Below are 19,298 nucleotides of genomic sequence, written 5' to 3' on the forward strand. Positions count from 1 at the left end.
GCCACATGCCTCTTCGTTCGCCCCTGCTTCACACCGCTACCCGCGCCACAACGCGCGTCACCACCTGCGCCATCGCCGCCGCCATCGGCCTGGCCGCCGCCCCCGCCATGGCCAAGGCCGGCATCGACGGCGTGCGCTTCGACCCGCCCCGAACCGTGCGCTACCAGTGCGACGACGGCAAGCAGCTCACGGCGCGCTATTTCAATAGCACTGACAACCAGATCGCCATCCTGCGGCTGGACGGCAAGCCGCTGCTCTTTGCCAGCGTGCTGACCGGCTCGGGCGCCCGCTATGCGCATGGCGCCCACCTGTGGATCACCAAGGGCGACGAAGGCATGCTCCAGGACCTGACCAAGGGCGAGAGCGCGCCGCCGGCCTACGCCAACTGCCACGCCGCGAAATAGGGCTCCCAGGCAGCGCCCAGGAGGCGCCCAAGCAGCGCCCAAGCAAGCGCCCAGGCAGGTCATCGCCAGAACATTTTGGTGCTTGCGCCCTGGCCGAGCGATAATGCGGGTTATCGAATCAGGGAGAACACCATGGACGAGATTGATGATCTGTCCGATCTGCCGATGCCCCGCTTTATCTGGGGCTTCGCGATCTTTACGCCCAAGGGCGGCGAGGTCATGCATGACGAATTTGAATATCTGACCCACACTCGCGCGCCCCGCTTCACCTGCCGGGTGGTCGAACTGGAAGACATGCCGGTCGACAGCGAGGAAAGCGGCATCGACGGGCGCATCGTGCATTACGACGAGCCCGGCCGCCTGTTCTACATCTCCGATGCCGGCATCGCGCTGGTGAACTTTGAGCTGTTCGACAAAGTGCCGGAGAAGCAAAAACTCAAGAAAATCTGCGACGAAGCCATCGAAAACTGGATGCTTCGCCGCGATTTCCTCGACTCGGAAGAAGGCGAAGAGGACTGAGCGCCCTTTGCTCCACCCCGGGGGGACGGCCACAGGCCGTGGTCCCCAGGAGCGGTCCCCGCGGCCGCTCCGTTCCTTCCGCCCAGGCGTGCCTCGCCGCGGGCAACCGCGCTGCCCCGATTCCCCCCCTCTCCGTGCTCGTCAGCCCCGTCCTACACCGCAAGCGGAACGTGCCGGACACCGCGCCAAATCCGCTCTACCTATAGTGGAACCGTGGAAAACAGATAGGAAAGGAAGGAGATCATGCCCTACATTCTCGCCTGGCTACTCGGTGTCCCCGCCTTTGTATTGCTGCTGATCTGGCTGTTCGTGCATTGAGCGTATGCCCTCGCTCAGACAGGAACGGCATCCGGGAGACAACCCTGAAAACCCCTGAACAGCAAAACGCCCGCTGAAACCCAGCGGGCGTTTTGCTTGCTTCCATCTTGCTACGGTCCTGCCTACCACACAGTTCGCGTGGACAAAAACGCACAAATCAGTGCTTCATGCCCACCCTGCCAGCGTGCTGCAATCAGGCTGCCGCGTCTTCCTGCGGCAGGCCGCGTTCCAGCGCTTCCTTCAGCAGGCCGCTCATGCCACCGGCATGCGCCGGTGCCAGTGCCTGCAGGCGCTTCACCAGTTCGGCATCCAGCTTGCAGGCAAACGGCACCAGGCCTTGTTCCTGGTCGAGCCGGCGCTGTTCGCGACGATCGACCTTGGCCGGGCCGGTATCACGGCCGGCACGGACCGCGGCGGACAGCTTCAGGCTGTTTGCGAGTTTCAAGGCTTTGTTCTTTTCGAGGTCGGTCTTTTTCACGGCTTGTTCCGCTAGAGTCTGTCTGGGGCGGTATTGTACGCAGGTCGGCAGGAGGGCTCGCCTTTGCGTCGCGCACACGGCGCGATACACGGCGTGATACCTTCTGCCCGGCCCCGCATTGCGTCACCGCGCCAGCCCCCTACTGCGCGTCCCTCACCTCGATCAAGTCCGCCGCCACCCGCTCGATCTCCGCGTAGACGGGAAGCGCCTCGTCGGGGCCGGTGCATCCGACGCCGGTCGCGCTGGATGCGTCCGCGCCCAGCGGATGAAACACAAAGGCCATGCCTGGCTGCCACCTCGGATCGTTCTTCAGGCTTTCATTGAGGATGGCCAGGTACTGGCTGCGAGTGAACACGTGTTTTGACATCTTCACCTCCGATGATTTGTCGGGATCGTAGCATGGCGCGCGGCCCGATTCGGGTGAGCCTCGATTCACGCGCGCCCCCATGCGTGCGATGATCCCGTTGCATTTGCCGCAATTGAGCCCTTCCCGATGCAACATCGGTGCCTCATCGATACCGCGTCGATAAGACATTGCCAAGACAACGATAAGACAAAGGACGAGACAAATGATACGTAGCACTTTGCCGGTGCTGGCGGTCGCGCTGCTGGCCGCCTGCGCGGCCCCGGCCAACACGCAAAATACCGCACCGCTCACGACCGGCTTCTCCGCCAAGCAACTGGACAGCATGAGCGCACGCGTGCGTGCCGATATCGAGCAAGGCCGCATTCCCGGCGCCGTGTACCTGGTCGCCCGCAACGGCGGCATCGTCAACACGCAGGCCATTGGCTGGCAGGACACGGCACGCAAGGTGCCGATGCGCCCGGACTCGATCTTCCGCATCTACTCGATGAGCAAGCCGATCGTCTCGGTGGCCGTGATGATGATGGTCGAGGACGGCCGCGTACAGCTGGCCGACCCGGTGTCGAAGTACCTGCCCGAGCTCAAGGGCCTGCGCGTTGGCGTGGAGAAGACCGACGCTGCCGGCAAGCCTGTGCTGGAACTCGTGCCCGCCCAGCGCGAGATGACCGTGCAGGACCTGCTGCGCCACACCTCGGGCCTGACCTACGGCGTCTTCGGCAAGTCCCTGGTCAAGGAGGAATACAAGCGCCTGGACGTGGACGCCACCGAACAAAGCAATACCGAATTCATCGCCCGTCTGGCCAAGGTGCCGCTGCAGTTCCAGCCCGGCACCACCTGGGAATACAGCCGCTCCACCGATGTGCTGGGCGCCCTGCTCGAGCGCGTGTCGGGCCAGACGCTGGCCACGCATCTGCAGCAGCGGATCTTTACGCCATTGCAGATGAAGGACACCGGGTTCTGGGTGCCTCCGGCTCAGCAAGGCCGCATCGCGGAGCCCTTTGCCATCGATCCCGACAGCAAGGTGCCGGTCGGGCTGATCGACGTACGTCGCGCCCCGAAGCTTGAATCGGGCGGCGGCGGCTTGGTGTCGACCGCGGCCGACTACTTCCGCTTTGCCCAGATGCTGCTCAATGGCGGCGAGATCGACGGGGTGCGCCTGCTGTCGCCGAAGACGGTCGCCTACATGACGGCCGACCACCTTGGCGCCATGGGCGCCCTTTCCCTGGCGCGCGGCGCGGCCTACCTGCCGGGGCCGGGCTATGGCTTCGGCCTGGGTTTCGGCACACGCACGGGCACTGGCGAATCGGCCACGCCGGGATCGGTCGGGGACTACTACTGGGGTGGGGTCGGAGGCACCTATTTCTGGGTCGACCCGAAGGAGAAGACCGTGGCGATCTGGATGATGCAGGCGCCGGGGCAGCGCGAGTATTACCGCGCGTGGTTCAGGAACACGGTGTACAGCGCCATGATGCCGTGATGCCATAGCGCCGTGATGCCATAGCGCCGTGATGAAGCGCCGCTGTGGCAGCCCGCAGCCACAGCGGCTGGCGGCGCCTACCGCGCCCGACCGAACCCTACAGCGCAGTAACCGACTCGCCCGGCACCAGGCCGTTGATGATGTCCTCGCCGAACTTCACGGCACCGCGGCGCGCGGTGCCGATATTGTCCCAGGGCGCGGCGCTGAGGCGGAACACGCGCGAGCGCTCGGTCCCCGGCTCATGCCCCTCGCGGCAGATCACCACCGACGCGTTGAAGCTGCGATCCGGCCGGCGCTCGGGCCAGGTGCGTTCCGCCTGGTGGCGATAGATCAACGGGTAGAGATCGAAGCCCTTGTAGCGGGTGAAAGGTCCAGTGTCCAACTTGCGCTCCCCTATTGATGGTGGGTGGGTGGATGCGGCCCGCCGGCGCCGCACTTCCACGATTTCGCCCCGCCCTGTTGCCGGGCGGTGGCGGCAATGCCTTCAAACCGGTCAGCCAGCGTCAGTCCGCGTCGTCCGCGGGCTGCATCGACCAGCCTGGTCCCTTGCCGTTCTTGTCGCTCTCGTGGCGCCAGCGGCAGCCGCAGTCGGCACAGGTGTAAGTGGCAAAGGTGATCGCGGGCTGGCCGCGCGGCTTGATGCGCTGCGTATCGGTCAGCAGCAGCCGGGGATGCCCCGTGCCGCCAGTCGAGCCGGGCCGTATCTGCGCACAGGCCTCGCACATGCTCATCATCGCTCCCGCGCCTCGCGCATGCAGCCACCGCGTGGGCCGCTGCGCGCCGGCTGTGTCAATGCTGCGCGGCCCATGCCGCGCGTAGCGGCTATTTATCCGCCGCCATTGCCTTGAGCTGCGCGTCGCCAGCCACGCGCGCCGCGTCCGACGTGGTGAAGGTATCGTCCGAAACAATGGTGCGCTTGACCAGCTGCGCGGCGAAGTCGACCAGGGTGATCACCCATACGTAGCGCCCGGCCTGCGGCGCTGTCTGGACAATTGCCTGAAGATGCGGCGTGGAATCCTTAGCCATGATGCTCCTCCGGAGAATCGGATCAGGCCACTGTAGCACGAGTTGCGCAGGAGGCGGCCGCAACGCCGGTGCCCCGCGCGGGTCAGACCACCTGCAGCTCGCGCAGCGTTCCCAGGTCGGCCGGCGTCAGGCCAAGTTCGCCATAGAAGGCCGCGTTGTGCTCGCCCACCGCGGGGCCGCTGCGGGGCGCAGGCGGCGCATGGCCGGAAAACCTCGGCACCATGCAGGGCGCGGGAATCGAGCCGAGATCGGGGTCAGGCAAGCGGACGACCGCGCCGCGCGCCAGAAAATGTGGATCCTCCAGGATATCGACAATGGTGAAGATCTTGCTGAACGGGATCTCGTGCACGCCCAGCGCCTGCGCCACGGCCGCGTAGTCATGCGTGGCAAACCAGGCCTTGACGGCAGCGTCGAGCGCATCGAGATGGCGTACTCGCTCCGGGTTGCTGGCATAGCGCGGATCGTCGGCCATGGCCGGATCGCCGATGGCATGGCAAAGCCGGCGGAAGATCGGGTCCGACGAGGCCACCAGCGATACCCAGTGCCCGTCCGCCGTGGCGTACATATTGGACGGCGCGGTGTAGGTGGCGCGATTGCCCGCGCGATTGCGCACCTGCCCCAGTTGCTCGTACTCCACGGCCAGCGGCTCCAGCAGGCGGAACAGTGCTTCGGTAGCCGACAAGTCGATCTCGCGCCCGCGCGCCTCGTTGTCATGCGCCTGCGCGCGGCGGCTGTCGGCCACCGCCGCCGCGATCGAGAACGCGCCGAACAGGCCGGCCACCATGTCGCCCATCGGATAGTTCATGTGCATGGGGGAGCCCGACGGGTCGCCCGCCAGGTTGGTGAACCCGCTCATCGCCTCGAACACGCGTGCAAAGCCGGCGCGCCCGGCATACGGCCCGGTCTGGCCAAAACCGGTCAGGCGCAGGATCGTCAGGCTCGGATTGGCCGCGCGCAGGGTCTCGGCGTCGAGGCCCCAGCGGTCCAGCGTGCCGGTGCGAAAATTCTCCACCAGCACATCGAACTGCGGCAGCATCTTGAGGAACAGCGCGCGCCCTTGCGGCTTGCGCACGTCCAGCGTGATGCCGCGCTTGCCGCGGTTGGTGACCTTCCAGTACAGCGGCAACTTGCCCTTCACCGGCGCGAGCCCGCGCAGCGGATCGGTACCATTGGGCAACTCGAGCTTGACGACGTCCGCGCCCATGTCCGCGCACAGCGTGCTGGCAAATGGCGCGGCTACCACCGTAGCCATGTCGAGGATGCGCACACCGGCAAGCGGTCCGTTCTGCCGCGCGGCGGGCGCGTCTTGATCTGTGTGGTTCATGATGGTGCCGAGGAGATGTTGTTGTGTGGTGGAAGATGGCTCAGGGCCGCATGCCGCTCTTGAAAATGCGCCGCGCCAGCGTGGCGCGATGCAGCTCCGATGCGCCGTCGTAAATGCGGAATGGCCGCAGCTCGCGCTGGATCATCGAGACCGGCGTATCGTCGGAAATCCCTTGCGCGCCCATGATTTGCACAGCACGGTCCGCCACGCGCCACACGGCTTCCGACACAAAGACCTTGGTCATGGCCGACTCGTGCTTGACCGATTCGCCTGCGTCCATGCGCATGGCGCAATCGCGCACCATCAGCCGGCTGGCGTGCAGGTCGATATGCGAATCCGCCACCATGGCCTGGATCTGCTGGAGCTCGCACAAACGCTGCCCGAACGAATCGCGCTGCGCGGCATAGCGCTGGGCGATTTCCATGGCGCGCGAGGCCCGGCCGACAAAGCGCATGCAGTGCGACAGCCTGGCGGGCTCCAGGCGCGCCTGCGCATAGTCGAAGCCCTTGCCCGGCTCGCCCAGCACGGCGTCGTCCGGCACCACGCATTGCGCCAGCAAGATCTCGCCGTGCCCACCGATCTGGTAGCCGTCCATGCCAGCGATATTGCGCACCAGCCGGTAGCCCGGGTTGTCGGCATCCACCAGGAACATCGTGGCGCCGTCTTCCGTGCGTGCGAGCACGATGGCGAAGGCCGCGCCCACCGCGCCGCTGATAAACCACTTGTGCCCGTTCAGCACCCAGTTGCCATTCGCGCGCTCGGCAATGGTGCGCAGCATGCCGGGATCGGACCCCGCGCCGGGCGCCGGCTCGGTCATGGCAAAGCAGGAACGGATCTCGCCGCGGATCAGCGGCATCAGGTACTTGCGCTGCTGCGCCGGCGTGCCTTGCTGCAGCAGGTTGATCATATTGGGCTGGTCGGGCGGCGCGCAATTGAGCGCGGGCGCGCCGAGAAAGCTGCGCCCCGCTTCCTCCAGCACTTGCGCACGCTCGCTCCAGTTCAAGCCAAGGCCGCCGTATTCGCGCGGCAAGTGCGGGGCGTAGATGCCGGCCTCGCGTGCGCGCGCCTGCAAGCCGCGCGTGACCGTGTCAAGCCGCACTACGTCGTGGGCCAGCGCTGGGTCCTCGCTGGGGATGGCATGTGCCTCGACGAAGCGGCGCACCGCCTCGCGTAGTTCGGTGAGGCGCGTATCGGTTGGGCTGTCCGGGTGCGATGGCATGGTCGACATCGCGCTTAGTCCAGTGTGGTGCCGGTCGACTTCACCAGCGCGCCCCACCATGCCGTATCGCTGCGGATCAGCGCGGCGAACTGCTCGGGCGTGTTGCCGACCGGCTCCGCACCGAGGTCCACCAGGCGCTTGCGAATCTGCGGCTTGGCCAGGATCTTCACGGTCGCGTCATGCAGCTTGGCGATGATCGGGCGCGGCGTGCCGGCCGGCGCCATCAGCCCCTTCCACGCCGTCACCACATAGCCCTTGAGCCCGGCCTCCTCGACCGTCGGCACATCGGGCAAGGCGCTGGCGCGCTTGTCGCTGGCTACCGCCAAGGCACGCAGGCGCCCCGATTGCACATACGGCAGCAACGCCGGCATGTTGTCGATCATCAGCGTGATATGCCCGGCGATGAGGTCGGCCACCGCGGGGCCGCTGCCCTTGTACGGTACGTGCTGCAGCTTGATGCCGGCGGACTGGTTCAGCAACTCGCCCGCGAGTTGCGCCGGGGAGCCGTTGCCCGGCGAGCCAAAGCTGAGCTGCTCGGGCTTGCTCTTGGCATAGGCGATGAACTCCTTGAGGTTGCGCGCCGGCACCGAAGGGTTGACCACCATCAGGTTGTGCTCGCGCGCCAGCATCGTGACCGGCGCGAGGTCGCGCAGCGGGTCATAGGACATGCGCGCGTAAAAGCTGGGATTGATCACGGTGGGACCGGCCGCGGCCAGCAGCAGCGTATAGCCGTCCGGCGCCGCCTTGGCCACCGCATCGCCGCCGATATTGCCACCCGCGCCAGCCTTGTTCTCAACGACCACGGTCTGGCCGAGTTCGTCCTTCAATTGCTCGGCCAGCAAGCGCGCCAGCGTATCGGTGGACCCACCCGGCGGGAACGGCACGACCAGGCGGATCACTTTGGCGGGATAGGCTGCCTCGGCAAGCGCAGGTTGCGCAAGCCCGAGCAGGGTCAGCAGGACGGAGCCCGCGGCAAGCATGGTTTTCAACATGGTGTCTCCTTGACGGAATGACGCCACCTGGCATGATGGCCGGCGGCTGTTCTGTGTCGTTCTGATGGCCCGCTGGCCTCTACGCCTTGCCGGCCGCCGCCTGCGCCAGCGTGCGCTTGGCGATGTTGAGCTGGTGGATCTGGCTGGTGCCTTCGTACAGGCGGAACAGGCGCACATCGCGATAGAAGCGCTCGATGCCGAAGTCCGCGATATAGCCGTAGCCGCCAAACATCTGCACGCAGCGATCCGCCACGCGCCCGCACATCTCGGAGGCGAAGTACTTGCACATCGAGGCCTGCATGGTCACGTCCTCACCGCGATCGCGCTGGCGCGCCGTCTCCATGATCAGAGCGCGCGCAGCAAAGATCTCGGTCTGGCAATCGGCGATCATCGCCTGCACCAGCTGGAATTCCGCCAGCGGCTGGCCGAACTGCTTGCGCTCGGTGACGAAGCGGATCGCTTCATCCAGCATGCGGATGGCCGGCCCGGTGCACAGCGCGGCCAGGTGGATGCGCTGCTTGTTGAGCACCTTCATCGCGGTGCGAAAGCCCTGCCCTTCCTCGCCCCCGATCAGGTTGGCGGCGGGCACGCGGCAATCGTTGAAGTGCACCGCCGAGACCGGCGAGCCCTCTTGCCCCATCTTGCGATACGGCTGCCCGGTGGTCAGGCCCGGCGTGCCGCGCTCCACGATGAATGCCGAGATGCCGGCGGCCCCGCTGCGCGCGGGATCGGTGCGCGCCATGACCGTGAACAAGCCAGCAAGGGGGGCGTTGGTGATGAAGCACTTGGTGCCGTTGAGCACATAGTGGTCGCCGTCGCGCCGCGCGCAAGTCGTCAACGCCGTGGCATCCGAGCCGGCCTCCGGCTCGGTCAGCGCGAACGATCCGGTCAGCTCGCCACTGGCGAGCAAGGGCAGGTAGCGGCGCTTCTGCTCGGGCGTGCCATCCGCCACCAGCGCTTCCGAGCCAATGCCGGTATTGGTGCCCACCCGCGCGCGGAAGGCCACCGAGCACTGGGACAACTCCAGCGCCGCCAGCACGAGTTCCTCGGTCGTCATGCCGGCGCCGCCGTACGCCTCGGGAATCGAAAAACCGAACAAGCCCAGCTCGGCCATTTCCTTTACCAGCGCTTCGGGTATTGCATCGAGCGCGGCCACCTCGGCCTCGCGCGGCACCAGCCGCTCGCGCACGAAACGCCGCAATTCGGCCAGGAAGGCCTGAAAGGCGTCCGGTTCCCTGATCATCTGTCTTGCTCCATCCGGTAAGTGCCGCCGGGATCGGCTGCGTGGAAACCAGCCTAGCAAGCAGTGCCTGAAAAGCGGATCGATGTTTCGCTATCTTGAACGCGAGGCGTGCCCGGAATGCCCGGCGATGGCTATGATGGATGCGTACCCCGGCCCTGCGGCGCAGCCCATGCTCCGCCTTTGAACTGTCGTCCTCTCACGCCCGATGCCGCCCCGCCCCCATCATCCGGACCCCGCCTTCGCCACCACGCTGGCGCACGGCCTGGCGCTGCTGCAGTGCTTTCGCGTAGGCGAGCCCGTCATGAGCAACAAGCAGCTGGTTGCGCGCACCGGGCTGTCCAAGGCCACCATCAGCCGCCTGACGTACACGCTGGCGGCGCGCGGGCTGTTGCTCTACGACACCGAGCTGCGCCGCTACCGGCTGGGCTCCACCGCGCTCTCGCTTGGCTACCCGCTGTTGGCCAGCCTCAAGGTCAGGCAGCTCGCGCGCCCGCTGATGAAGCAGCTCGCCGACGAAGTGGGCGGCTCGGTCTCGCTGGGCCTGCGCGACCGGCTGCAAATGGTCTACGTGGAAACCAGCCGCGGGCACGACGCCATCGCCTTCCGGCCCGATATCGGCGCCTCGCTGCCCATGCTCCCCACCGCCATCGGACGCGCCTGGCTCTGCCAGGCGCCGCCCGGCGAGCGCGATCCGGTGCTGGCTGCGCTGCGCGCCAGCGATGCCGGGCAATGGCACGCGCACGCCGCCGCGCTGGAAGCCGCGGCGCACGATTTCGCCACGCTCGGCTTCTGCCAGTCGCGCGGGGAATGGCAGCGCGACGTGCATGCCGTGGCCGTGCCGATGCGTGCCGAGATCGACGGCGAGATACTGGTCTTCAATTGCGGGGCGCCAAGCGCCAGGATGACGCCACGAAAGCTCGAACGCGAAATGGGTCCCAGGCTGCTGCGGATGGTGCGGCGCGTGGAGACCGCGTTGGGGATCGCGTGATGGCATCGACGCCTTCGCGCGGCACGCCCGTGGCCAACGAGCGCGACACCGGCGACCGCCAGTTCGCCACCACGCTCGCGCACGGCATCGATATCCTGCTGGCCTACCGTCCTGGCGAATCCCTGCTCGGCAACAAGGATTTTGCACAACGCACCGGCCAGTCCCGGTCGGCCGTGGCCAGGCTCACGCACACGCTGACCGTGCTCGGCTACCTGCGCCGCGACGCCACGCAGGCCAAGTATCGGCTTGGCGCGCCCGTGCTCTCGCTCGGCTATCCGCTGCTGGCCAGCATGCATATCCGCCAGATTGCCCGGCCATTGATGAAAGAACTCGCCGATCGCGTCGGCGGCGCGGTGTCGCTAGGCATGCGCGACCGCACGCAGATGATCTATGTGGAGACCGCCCGCTCCACCGACAGCCTCGTCGTCACACCGGACATCGGCGCCGCGCTGCCCATGCTCACCACCGCCATCGGCAAGGCCTGGCTATGCAAGGCGCCCGCCGAAGAGCGCGACAGCGTGCTCAATCGCCTGCGCCTGCAGGACCCGGATGCCTTCCTGGCCTTCCAGCCGCAGTTCCCCCGCCTGCGGCAGGATTTCGAGGCCAAGGGCTACTGCGTGAACCGTGGCGAATGGCGCAGCGATGTCTATGGCTTTGCCGTGCCGCTGTTCCGGCCAGTGGACTCGCAATGGATGATCTTTAACTGCGGGGTATCGGCACCGGCCGGGCCATTCGCCGCGCGCGAGCGGGAAGTCGCCCCGCAGTTGCTGGACCTGGCGCGAAACGTGGAGAGGCTGCTGGGGATGCGGTGAGAAGGCGGGAGCAGCTCAATGCTCGAAATCCAGCCCGCCAAGCAGCACGGTAGGGTCCGCCTGCGAGCGCGTCCCGAAATCGATCTGCCGGGGCGTTTGCCACGCGCGCATCTTGCCCGGAAGGGCAGCGAGATAGTGCTCGAATTTTTCCGCGCCACCGGCAGCGAACAGCGCTTCCACCTCAAGCCCGTCCCACGACAGGTAGACGTTCAACTGCTGCGCGAACCGCCGCGGCTCATCGAACGGTTCGCCGCAAAGGTGGACGCGCGCCGCCCGGCCAGGCCTCTCGTCCGGCACCACCGCGACCTGAATGCGGCCCTTGAACAAATCCGTGATCGTCTGGGCGATGCGCGGGGCCAACTCCGCATTGAAGCGCGCTGCAATGTCTTGGCTCACTGAATGTTTCATCCCGATTTTTTATCGATCGTAGCACGGCGCGTTCGCCGCGACGGCCTCGGGAATGCTCGCGGATCGCCACGTGCGCCAGAACTCACAAGCACGAAGGCCCGCCATAAAACTCAGGTTGACCCCGCCGTGCGCCGACCTATACTGAAGATCTGCCGACTGAGACACGCAGTAGCAAAGCGAAGGTAAGCGGCAGATGATCCTCTGGCCAACATGGCAGTGAGATCAAGCAAGCCGATTAGGCTTGCAAGTCCGAACCGGATCCCAATGAGTTTGCCGACCCGGTTCGGTCCCCTCCCCCTCAACCGCGGGAGATTAAAAAAGCACCTGCGACAGGTGCTTTTTCTATGCATGGGGAGCCCACCTGATGCCAGGACTCCAGATGCACGTGGTGACCCCTACGTGGTGCCCCGATGTGGTGCCCCTGAAACCTGCCCCGGAAATAGAAAAAGCCCTTGAGTATCAAGGGCTTTTTCCGTTGTTCTGGCGGAGAGACGGGGATTCGAACCCCGGATAGGCTATTAACCTATACACGCTTTCCAGGCGTGCGACTTAAACCGCTCATCCATCTCTCCAGCAAGTCCGCGAGTATATCAGAGTGTTGTTTCGCAAATCTAGTGTTTCGTGCTCGAAGGCCCTATCCGCGTCGCAAGTACGTCACGAGACGGTCGATCACCGGCGCGTTGCGTGGCGTCAGCAGGCTGGCCAGGATGGCAACGGCAAAGCCGGCGGGCACGCCGAATGCACCGGAAGCGATCGGGTCCACGCCGAACCAGCGATTGCCGAAAATGCCGGTCATGCGGGTAAAGAACGGGTAGTTGACGAAGATATAGTAGACCGCCACCCCGAGTCCGGCCACCATGCCCGCCACCGCGCCAGCGGCTGTAGTGCGGCGCCAGAAGATCGCCAGCACCAGCACCGGGAAGAAACTGGACGCGGCCAGCGAGAACGCCGCGCCGACCAGGAAGAGAATATTGCCGGGACGCAGCGAGGTGACGTAAGAGGCAAACAGCGCCACGCCAAGCAGCACGATCTTGGCGGTGGTGACGCGCCGCTGGTGGCTAGCGGTGCGGTCGACCATGTGATAGAAAACGTCGTGCGACAGCGCGTTGGCAATGGTGAGCAGCAGGCCGTCGGCGGTGGATAGCGCGGCCGCCAGCGCGCCCGCGGCAACCAGGCCCGAGATCACGTAGGGCAAGCCGGCGATTTCCGGCGCGGCCAGCACGATCATGTCGGGCTGGATGAGGATCTCCGCCCATTGCACGATGCCGTCGCCGTTCACATCGCGAATGCCGAACACCGGCGGGTCGACCTTGCGCCATTGCACCACCCATTGCGGCAGTTCCGCGTATGGCGTGCCGACCAGGTGCTGGAGGAATTCGTACTTGACCAACGCCGCGAGTGCGGGCGCGGAGACGTAGAGCAGCGCGATGAAGAACACCGCCCACGCGACCGAGTTGCGCGACTCCTTCACCGACGGCGTGGTGTAGAGCCGCGTCAGGATGTGCGGCAGGCTGGCGGTGCCCAGCATCAGGCAGAACACCAGCAACACAAAGTTCAGGCGCTTGGTCTTGCGCTCCTCCTCGGAGGGCGACGGATAGGGTTCGGTCGACGGCGTGGAGGGCTGGCTGCGCGCCAGGGCGTCTTCACGCTGCTGGTTCCATTGCTGCTGGGCCGCTGCTACGTCGCGCGGAAACTCCACCCGCTCGCGCTCCACCGTCTTGATCTCGCGCAGCGGCGCGTTGCGCAAGCGCAGATCCTGCAAGCGCGCGGCCAGCGCATTGCGCTCCTCGTCGAACGATCGCGGCAGCCGCGAGATGCGATCCTGCATCTGGATGGCCTGCTGGCGGTAGAACTCGCGCACGGCCTGTTCGGCCGGGTCACGCTCGATGCTGCGCTCGCGCGTGTCGATCTGCTGCAGCAGCGTGCCGTAGCTCAGTTGCGGCAGCGCTTCATGGTGATGCTTCCACGCGATCATCGAGACCGTGACCAGGAAGGCCACGATCAGCATGATGTATTGCGCGACCTGGGTCCACGTCACCGCGCGCATGCCGCCGAGGAACGAGCACACCAGGATGCCGGCCAGGCCGAAGAACACGCCGACGGCGAACTCCACGCCGATAAAGCGGGTGACGATCAGCCCTACCCCCTGGATCTGCGCCACCAGGTAGACGAAGGAACATAGCGAAGCCGCCAGCACGGCAATGGCGCGCACCGGCATGTTGCCGCCGGGCTTGCCATTGCCATAGCGCGCGGCGAGGAAGTCGGGGATGGTGTAGCCGCCGTACTTGCGCAGGTAGGGCGCGAGCAGGAACGCGACCAGGCAATAGCCGCCGGTCCAGCCCATCACGTAGGCCAGGCCTTCGTAGCCCGACGCGAACAGGATGCCGGCCAGGCCAATGAAGGATGCCGCGCTCATCCAGTCGGCGGCGATTGCCATGCCGTTGAACAGCGCGGGCACGCGCCGGCCGGCTACATAGTATTCATTGAGGTCGGAGGTGCGGCAGATCAGCCCGATGCACGCATAGATGGCGATGGTGACGAACAGGAATACGTAGCCAAGCCAGAGGGCATCGCCGCTGGAATGCTCCAGCAGGCCCATCATGCCGATGAAGACAAACAGGCCTATCGTGAACAAGCCGTAGTACAGCAGCAGCCGTCGGCGAAAGCGCGACTGTTCGTCAGGCATGGGAGCAGTGGTTGGACAGGCGGGGTGGGCGAGCAAGGAAACCGCCGGCACGCGCAAGGCGCGCCGGCAGAGGCGGATGACCGCGTTATTGTGCCTGCTTCAACTGGTCCAGGATGGCGGGGTTTTCCAGGGTGGACGTATCCTGGGTGATTTCTTCGTTCTTGGCCAGCGAGCGCAACAGGCGCCGCATGATCTTGCCGGAACGCGTCTTGGGCAGGTTGTCGCCAAAGCGGATGTCCTTTGGCTTGGCGATCGGGCCGATCTCCTTGCCCACCCAGTTGCGCAGCTCGGCGGCGATTTTCTTGGCCTCTTCCTCGTCCGGGCGGGAGCGCTTGAGCACCACGAAGGCGCAGATGGCCTCGCCGGTCATGTCGTCAGGGCGGCCTACCACCGCGGCTTCGGCCACCATCGGGTTGGAGACCAGCGCGGACTCGATTTCCATCGTGCCCATGCGGTGTCCCGAGACATTGAGCACGTCGTCGATGCGGCCCATGATGGTGAAGTAGCCGGTGTCCTTGTCGCGGATCGAGCCGTCGCCGGCGAGATACAGCTTGCCGCCGAGTTCTTCCGGGAAGTAGCTCTTCTTGAAGCGCTCCGGGTCGCCCCAGATGGTGCGGATCATCGACGGCCACGGACGCTTGACCACCAGGATGCCACCGCTGCCGTTCGGCACGTCCTGCCCCGTCTCGTCGACGATGGCCGCGATGATGCCCGGCAGCGGCAAGGTGCACGAGCCCGGCACCAGCGGCGTGGCGCCCGGCAGCGGCGTGATCATGTGGCCGCCGGTCTCGGTCTGCCAGAAGGTGTCCACCACCGGGCAGCGCTCGCCGCCGATATTGCGGTAGTACCACATCCACGCTTCAGGGTTGATCGGCTCGCCCACCGTGCCCAGCAGGCGCAGGCTGGACAGGTCGTATTGCTTGGGATGGATCTTCTCGTCGGCCTCGGCCGCCTTGATCAGCGAGCGGATCGCGGTCGGCGCGGTGTAGAAGATGCTGACCTTGTGGCGCGCGATCATGTCCCAGAAGCGGCCGGCGTTGGGATAAGTGGGCACGCCCTCGAACACCACCTGCGTGGCGCCGGCGGCCAGCGGGCCGTAGGCGATGTAGGTGTGCCCGGTGACCCAGCCGATGTCGGCGGTACACCAGAACATGTCGTCGGGCTTGATGTCGAAGCTCCACTTCATCGTCATCAGCGCCCACAGCAGGTAGCCGCCGGTGCTGTGCTGCACGCCCTTGGGCTTGCCGGTGGAGCCCGACGTATAGAGCACGAACAGCGGATGCTCGGCGCTGACAGGTTCGGCTTCGCACGTCGGCGGCTGGCCGGCGGCGACGTCGTCCATCCAGCGGTCGCGGCCTTCGGCCCAGTTGACCTTGCCGCCGGTGCGGCGGTACACGATCACGCTCTTCACGGCTTCGCAGCCGCCCAGCGCCAGCGCTTCATCGGCGATGGCCTTGAGCGGCAGCGCCTTGCCGCCGCGCATCTGCTCGTCGGCGGTGATCAGCGCCACCGCGCCCACGTCGACCAGCCGCTCTTGCAGCGACTTGGCGGAGAAGCCGCCGAACACCACCGAGTGCGTGGCGCCAAGGCGCGCGCAGGCTTGCATCGCCACGACGCCTTCGACGGACATGGGCATGTAGATAACGACGCGGTCGCCCTTCTTGATGCCCAGCGCCTTGAGGCCGTTGGCGAACTGGCAGACCTTGGCATGCAACTGGCGATAGGTGACCTTGGTGACGGTGCCGTCGTCGGCCTCGAAGACAATGGCCACCTTCTCGGCATTGCCGTTGCCCAGGTTGCGGTCCAGGCAGTTATAGGAGGCATTGAGCTCGCCGTCCTCGAACCACTTGTAGAACGGGGCATTGCTCTCGTCCAGCACCTTGGTGAAGGGCTTGGTCCAGTGCAGTTGCTCGCGGGCGTGGCGTGCCCAGAAACCCTCGTAGTCGCGCTCGGCTTCGTCGCACAAGGCCTGGTAAGCCTCCATGCTGGGAATCGCAGCTTGCTTGGCGAACGACGCCGGGGGATTGAAAATGCGATGCTCCTGCATCACGGACTCGATGGCGGACATTTGCTTGTCTCCTGATATAGCGTGGCTGCCTGGCTGCGAACTTACGCTTGACGGCTTACTTAAACCTGACGCTGCCAAACCCAACCCGCACGCATGCCGGCACCCGTGCGCTGCCTGCTGCAGCGCACCATGAATAACGGCCGGGCGTGGGTAAGGATGTGCAGCCTTCTCCATTAGGCTAGCACAGCTATAATGCCGCGAGCCCTATCCCGAACGCGGCGCTGCGGCATTGCGGGACTTCGCGGGCAGATATGGTCAGCGCAACGCGCCACCGCGACCCCGCCGGCCGGCGCTCGCAAGATCCCGGCCCGATCCCCGCCAGATCCGACCAAACAGCGCCGCCACCCAGACCCCGTGCCCATCCACGCCCTCTTCCTGATTGCCGCAATGGCCCTCGTCGGCAGCAATGTCGGGCTGGGCAAGGCCATCGTCGCCTACGTACCGATCCTGCTGTTCGCGCTGCTGCGCTTCGCCATCGCCATTGCGTGCCTGGCGCCCTGGTACCGCCCCGCGCGCATGCGCGCCGTCTCTCGCGGCGAATGGCTCAACCTCTTCCTGCAGGCCTTCTTCGGCACGTTCCTGTTTACGCTGCTGATGCTGGGCGGCGTGCGGCTGACCAGCGCCATGGCCGCAGGCGTGATCACCAGCACCATCCCGGCCACGGTGGCCCTGCTCTCGTGGCTGATCCTGCGCGAACGGCTGTCCCGGCGCACGGTGTTCTCGGTCTTGCTGGCGGTGGCGGGCATCGCGGTGCTGAACGTGGCGCGGGGCACGGAACATGGCGGCGGCGGCGCCGGTGACAGCGGCGGCGAGCATGCGCTGCTCGGCAACCTGATGATCATGGGCGCGGTGATCTGCGAATCGATCTACGTGATCCTCTCGCGGCGCCTGGCGCAGACCCTGGCGGCCATCGAGATCTGCGCCTATACGCACTTGATCGGCGGGCTGCTGATGCTGCCGCTGGGCCTGATGCCGCTGCTGAGTTTCGACATGGCATCGGTTCCCGCGAGCATATGGTGGATGCTGCTCTGGTATGCGCTGTCGGCCAGCATCTTCTCGTTCTGGCTGTGGATGAAAGGCGTGCGCCATGTGCCGGCACAGATGGCGGGCGTGTTCACGGCGGTGCTGCCGATCGCGGCCGCCACCTACGGCATCGTGTTTCTCGGGGAGACGCCAGGCTGGCCGCACGGCGTGGCGCTCGCCTGCGTGCTGGCCGGCATCGCACTGGCGAGCTGGCCCGGGCCGCTGGCCCGCCGGGCATGGCGCGCCAGCAGGAAAGAGGCGCGCAACGCCGACTAGCCGCGCACTGACAAAGCCTCGGATTTGCGAAATCTGCGCAATGTACAATCGCGGCCCCTCTCTTTCAGCCAGCTTTCAACCAACCACGATCCACCTGCTCAAGACCTTCATCGACGCCGACCAGCGCGCCCCGCACATCATCAGGCAGGTCATTATCCATCTGTCGTTCCTGCTGTCGGCAGTGGCCATGGCCTATGTGAACAAGCTGGTTTCGCATCCCGCGCATCCCGCCCAATCCGGTGGCCATCAAAACAGTCAAGGCACGGCCCACTGATGTGGTTCGGCCATAGGCCGGCGCCAGGAAACCGCAGCCAAGGCTGCGGTCAGCTTGCTGACAAAGCCGGATCTGCGTTGTCGTGCTCCCCTCTCCCACTTGTGGGAGAGGGGCTGGGGGAGAGGGCGGGCGCTCGTTACGCCTGCGTGCTGGAAAACACCATGGGCTTCGCTTCAAGTGGCTCCTAGCCAAACCACCCCTCTCCCCGGTCCTCTCCCCATGAGGGGAGAGGGAGAGCCCTCGTCAGGGCGCGCGGCTTTGGCCTGCTCGGCGGCGTCGGCTAATGCTCCGGCAGCGGGCCGGCGGCGGGCTCGGTGCCAAGCGCGGCAAGCCGGATGGCAGCGCCCGGCTTCTGCCCCGAGCCGGCGCCTGGCCGCCCGTCGAGCGTGCCCAGCGCAAGCACGATGCCCCGTGCCATGCTGTCCGCCTGGCCATGCGGGCGCAGGTGAAACATGAGCGCGGACCAGCCCAGATGGACAATGACGAGCACGGAGACGGATAGCACCGCCATGCGCCCAAACAGCGTATTGAACGGATTCTTCATGCGTCCGGCGCTTCGTCGACGTCATCGGCTTCGTCGGCGCAGAACGCGTCGAGCCCGGGAACAAAGACGTAGCCGCGGCCCCGCACGGTCTGGATATAACGGGGTACCGATGGATCATCCTCGATCACGCGGCGCAAGCGCCAGACCGGCACGTCCAGGCTGCGGTCGCGGAAATGCATGTCCGAGCCATAGAGACGGTCGTGCAGCCGGGCGCGAAAGCACCTTCATGGGGTGGCCGGTGAAGACCTTGAGCATGGCAAATTCGGTATCGCGCAATGCCAGGCGCTCTGCGTCCCGCGTCAGGATGCGGGCGGAAAAATCGACGTCGAACGGACCAAAGCGGTAAGACAGACGCCGCTCCGGCGCACTCCCCGGGGCTTGCGGGCGGCGGCGCAGCACCGCGTGGATCCGCGCCAGCAGTTCGCGCGAGCAGAATGGCTTGGGCAGGTAGTCGTCGGCACCAAGCTCCAGGCCCGCGGCGCGCCGACAGGAAAATCATGGGCACATCGTCACCGGCCGCGCACACCTCCTGCAACGCGCTCAGCCCGTCCTTGCGCGGCATCATGATATCGAGCAGCACCACCGATGGCCTCTCTTGCGTGAGGCGGCGCGACAAGTCGTAGCCGTCATGCAGCACCGACACCGTCATGCCGCTGGACAGCAGGATGCGTGACAGCAGGTCACAGGCGACGGGGTCGTCGTCGACGAGACGCACGTGAGGAGTCATGTACATGGTTTGGCGAGCCAGGTGCCTGCACGAAATGAAACGGCTGGCCTGCCCGTCCATCGCCATAGGGGTCCGCATGTGAAGGCGCGTGCACGCCGCCCGGGGGCGGCGTGCACGGCGCGGTGGCC

19 protein-coding genes, 1 tRNA gene and 2 pseudogenes are annotated in these 19,298 nt (G+C 66.1%); 7 read left to right on the plus strand and 15 right to left on the minus strand.

Translation table 11 applies throughout. From position 1 onward, the window contains the following. Positions 1 to 5: 5 nt before the first annotated feature. On the plus strand, positions 6 to 404 hold the full coding sequence (locus ACYP5B_RS36645) for an MliC family protein (protein ID WP_459572872.1): 399 nt from the start codon (positions 6 to 8) through the stop codon (positions 402 to 404). A gap of 132 nt (positions 405 to 536) precedes the next feature. Then, entirely contained in the window at positions 537 to 923 is a 387-nt protein-coding gene (locus ACYP5B_RS36650) for a hypothetical protein (RefSeq protein WP_043347745.1), read from the plus strand. 511 nt (positions 924 to 1,434) lie between these two features. Here the strand turns inward: ACYP5B_RS36650 and ACYP5B_RS36655 are convergent. Further along, a complete protein-coding gene (locus ACYP5B_RS36655) occupies positions 1,435 to 1,719 on the minus strand; it encodes a hypothetical protein (protein ID WP_043347749.1) in 285 nt (94 codons plus the stop codon). A 139-nt stretch (positions 1,720 to 1,858) separates the two neighbouring features. After that, entirely contained in the window at positions 1,859 to 2,086 is a 228-nt protein-coding gene (locus ACYP5B_RS36660) for a hypothetical protein (RefSeq protein WP_267603748.1), read from the minus strand. Positions 2,087 to 2,288: 202 nt separating this feature from the next. On the opposite strand from ACYP5B_RS36660, the gene ACYP5B_RS36665 reads away from it, so the two are divergent. Then, positions 2,289 to 3,560 (plus strand): serine hydrolase domain-containing protein, encoded by a 1,272-nt coding sequence (locus ACYP5B_RS36665; protein WP_459572873.1) that lies wholly within the window; start codon positions 2,289 to 2,291, stop codon positions 3,558 to 3,560. Between the two features lie 97 nt (positions 3,561 to 3,657). Here ACYP5B_RS36665 and ACYP5B_RS36670 read toward each other — a convergent pair whose 3' ends face one another. From ACYP5B_RS36670 to ACYP5B_RS36700, 7 genes are all read right to left on the minus strand, one after another. Further along, entirely contained in the window at positions 3,658 to 3,942 is a 285-nt protein-coding gene (locus ACYP5B_RS36670) for a hypothetical protein (RefSeq protein ID WP_267603750.1), read from the minus strand. Positions 3,943 to 4,063: 121 nt separating this feature from the next. After that, on the minus strand, positions 4,064 to 4,294 hold the full coding sequence (locus ACYP5B_RS36675) for a hypothetical protein (protein ID WP_400093994.1): 231 nt from the start codon (positions 4,292 to 4,294) through the stop codon (positions 4,064 to 4,066). A gap of 88 nt (positions 4,295 to 4,382) precedes the next feature. Continuing rightward, positions 4,383 to 4,586, minus strand: a complete 204-nt coding sequence (locus tag ACYP5B_RS36680; RefSeq protein ID WP_006163545.1) for a hypothetical protein — start codon at positions 4,584 to 4,586, stop codon at positions 4,383 to 4,385. 82 nt (positions 4,587 to 4,668) lie between these two features. Beyond that, positions 4,669 to 5,910, minus strand: a complete 1,242-nt coding sequence (locus tag ACYP5B_RS36685; protein WP_459572874.1) for a CaiB/BaiF CoA transferase family protein — start codon at positions 5,908 to 5,910, stop codon at positions 4,669 to 4,671. Between the two features lie 40 nt (positions 5,911 to 5,950). Then, the gene (locus tag ACYP5B_RS36690; RefSeq protein ID WP_459572875.1) at positions 5,951 to 7,138 is read right to left on the minus strand and encodes an acyl-CoA dehydrogenase family protein; all 1,188 of its coding nucleotides are present in this window, start codon (positions 7,136 to 7,138) and stop codon (positions 5,951 to 5,953) included. Between the two features lie 5 nt (positions 7,139 to 7,143). Beyond that, positions 7,144 to 8,121 (minus strand): Bug family tripartite tricarboxylate transporter substrate binding protein, encoded by a 978-nt coding sequence (locus ACYP5B_RS36695; protein ID WP_459572876.1) that lies wholly within the window; start codon positions 8,119 to 8,121, stop codon positions 7,144 to 7,146. A gap of 79 nt (positions 8,122 to 8,200) precedes the next feature. Further along, positions 8,201 to 9,364 (minus strand): acyl-CoA dehydrogenase family protein, encoded by a 1,164-nt coding sequence (locus ACYP5B_RS36700; protein ID WP_400093988.1) that lies wholly within the window; start codon positions 9,362 to 9,364, stop codon positions 8,201 to 8,203. Between the two features lie 205 nt (positions 9,365 to 9,569). On the opposite strand from ACYP5B_RS36700, the gene ACYP5B_RS36705 reads away from it, so the two are divergent. Together ACYP5B_RS36705 and ACYP5B_RS36710 are read left to right on the plus strand one after the other, a co-directional pair. After that, positions 9,570 to 10,352: an IclR family transcriptional regulator gene (locus ACYP5B_RS36705; RefSeq protein WP_400093987.1), complete on the plus strand. Its 783-nt coding sequence runs from the start codon at positions 9,570 to 9,572 to the stop codon at positions 10,350 to 10,352. After that, positions 10,352 to 11,164 carry an IclR family transcriptional regulator gene (locus tag ACYP5B_RS36710; RefSeq protein WP_400093986.1) on the plus strand — a complete coding sequence of 271 codons (813 nt, stop codon included), beginning with the start codon at positions 10,352 to 10,354 and terminating at the stop codon, positions 11,162 to 11,164. The genes ACYP5B_RS36705 and ACYP5B_RS36710 overlap by 1 nt, the downstream gene beginning before the upstream one ends. Before the next feature lie 15 nt (positions 11,165 to 11,179). Here the strand turns inward: ACYP5B_RS36710 and ACYP5B_RS36715 are convergent, their stop codons facing one another. From ACYP5B_RS36715 to acs, 4 genes are all read right to left on the minus strand, one after another. Then, on the minus strand, positions 11,180 to 11,560 hold the full coding sequence (locus ACYP5B_RS36715; RefSeq protein ID WP_318231374.1) for a DUF5594 family protein: 381 nt from the start codon (positions 11,558 to 11,560) through the stop codon (positions 11,180 to 11,182). Between the two features lie 493 nt (positions 11,561 to 12,053). After that, positions 12,054 to 12,144 (minus strand) — tRNA-Ser (locus ACYP5B_RS36720). A 62-nt stretch (positions 12,145 to 12,206) separates the two neighbouring features. Further along, complete coding sequence (locus ACYP5B_RS36725) at positions 12,207 to 14,258, minus strand: VC_2705 family sodium/solute symporter (protein WP_400099704.1); 2,052 nt, start codon at positions 14,256 to 14,258, stop codon at positions 12,207 to 12,209. Positions 14,259 to 14,343: 85 nt separating this feature from the next. Next, positions 14,344 to 16,326 (minus strand): acetate--CoA ligase, encoded by a 1,983-nt coding sequence (gene acs, locus ACYP5B_RS36730; RefSeq protein WP_459572878.1) that lies wholly within the window; start codon positions 16,324 to 16,326, stop codon positions 14,344 to 14,346. Between the two features lie 354 nt (positions 16,327 to 16,680). On the opposite strand from acs, the gene ACYP5B_RS36735 reads away from it, so the two are divergent. Then, positions 16,681 to 17,625, plus strand: coding sequence for a DMT family transporter (locus tag ACYP5B_RS36735; RefSeq protein ID WP_400099708.1), 945 nt, complete (start codon positions 16,681 to 16,683; stop codon positions 17,623 to 17,625). An 82-nt stretch (positions 17,626 to 17,707) separates the two neighbouring features. Further along, a pseudogene (locus ACYP5B_RS36740) lies at positions 17,708 to 17,899 on the plus strand (TIGR00645 family protein); the annotation flags it as partial. A gap of 280 nt (positions 17,900 to 18,179) precedes the next feature. Here the strand turns inward: ACYP5B_RS36740 and ACYP5B_RS36745 are convergent. After that, on the minus strand, positions 18,180 to 18,443 hold the full coding sequence (locus ACYP5B_RS36745) for a hypothetical protein (RefSeq protein WP_459572879.1): 264 nt from the start codon (positions 18,441 to 18,443) through the stop codon (positions 18,180 to 18,182). Continuing rightward, positions 18,440 to 19,170, minus strand: a pseudogene (locus tag ACYP5B_RS36750) (response regulator). Before ACYP5B_RS36750 ends, ACYP5B_RS36745 begins: the two are co-directional and overlap by 4 nt. Positions 19,171 to 19,298: the final 128 nt, after the last annotated feature.

The organism is Cupriavidus sp. 8B, from assembly GCF_054589115.1.

Bases quoted from the DNA above. Each gene is read 5' to 3' on its own strand.
- ACYP5B_RS36645 (WP_459572872.1), top strand. From the start codon at position 6: ATGCCTCTTCGTTCGCCCCTGCTTCACACCGCTACCCGCGCCACAACG.
- ACYP5B_RS36650 (WP_043347745.1), top strand. From the start codon at position 537: ATGGACGAGATTGATGATCTGTCCGATCTGCCGATGCCCCGCTTTATC.
- ACYP5B_RS36660 (WP_267603748.1), bottom strand. From the start codon at position 2,086: ATGTCAAAACACGTGTTCACTCGCAGCCAGTACCTGGCCATCCTCAAT.
- ACYP5B_RS36665 (WP_459572873.1), top strand. From the start codon at position 2,289: ATGATACGTAGCACTTTGCCGGTGCTGGCGGTCGCGCTGCTGGCCGCC.
- ACYP5B_RS36675 (WP_400093994.1), bottom strand. From the start codon at position 4,294: ATGATGAGCATGTGCGAGGCCTGTGCGCAGATACGGCCCGGCTCGACT.
- ACYP5B_RS36680 (WP_006163545.1), bottom strand. From the start codon at position 4,586: ATGGCTAAGGATTCCACGCCGCATCTTCAGGCAATTGTCCAGACAGCG.
- ACYP5B_RS36685 (WP_459572874.1), bottom strand. From the start codon at position 5,910: ATGAACCACACAGATCAAGACGCGCCCGCCGCGCGGCAGAACGGACCG.
- ACYP5B_RS36690 (WP_459572875.1), bottom strand. From the start codon at position 7,138: ATGTCGACCATGCCATCGCACCCGGACAGCCCAACCGATACGCGCCTC.
- ACYP5B_RS36695 (WP_459572876.1), bottom strand. From the start codon at position 8,121: ATGTTGAAAACCATGCTTGCCGCGGGCTCCGTCCTGCTGACCCTGCTC.
- ACYP5B_RS36700 (WP_400093988.1), bottom strand. From the start codon at position 9,364: ATGATCAGGGAACCGGACGCCTTTCAGGCCTTCCTGGCCGAATTGCGG.
- ACYP5B_RS36705 (WP_400093987.1), top strand. From the start codon at position 9,570: ATGCCGCCCCGCCCCCATCATCCGGACCCCGCCTTCGCCACCACGCTG.
- ACYP5B_RS36710 (WP_400093986.1), top strand. From the start codon at position 10,352: ATGGCATCGACGCCTTCGCGCGGCACGCCCGTGGCCAACGAGCGCGAC.
- ACYP5B_RS36725 (WP_400099704.1), bottom strand. From the start codon at position 14,258: ATGCCTGACGAACAGTCGCGCTTTCGCCGACGGCTGCTGCTGTACTAC.
- acs (WP_459572878.1), bottom strand. From the start codon at position 16,326: ATGTCCGCCATCGAGTCCGTGATGCAGGAGCATCGCATTTTCAATCCC.
- ACYP5B_RS36745 (WP_459572879.1), bottom strand. From the start codon at position 18,443: ATGAAGAATCCGTTCAATACGCTGTTTGGGCGCATGGCGGTGCTATCC.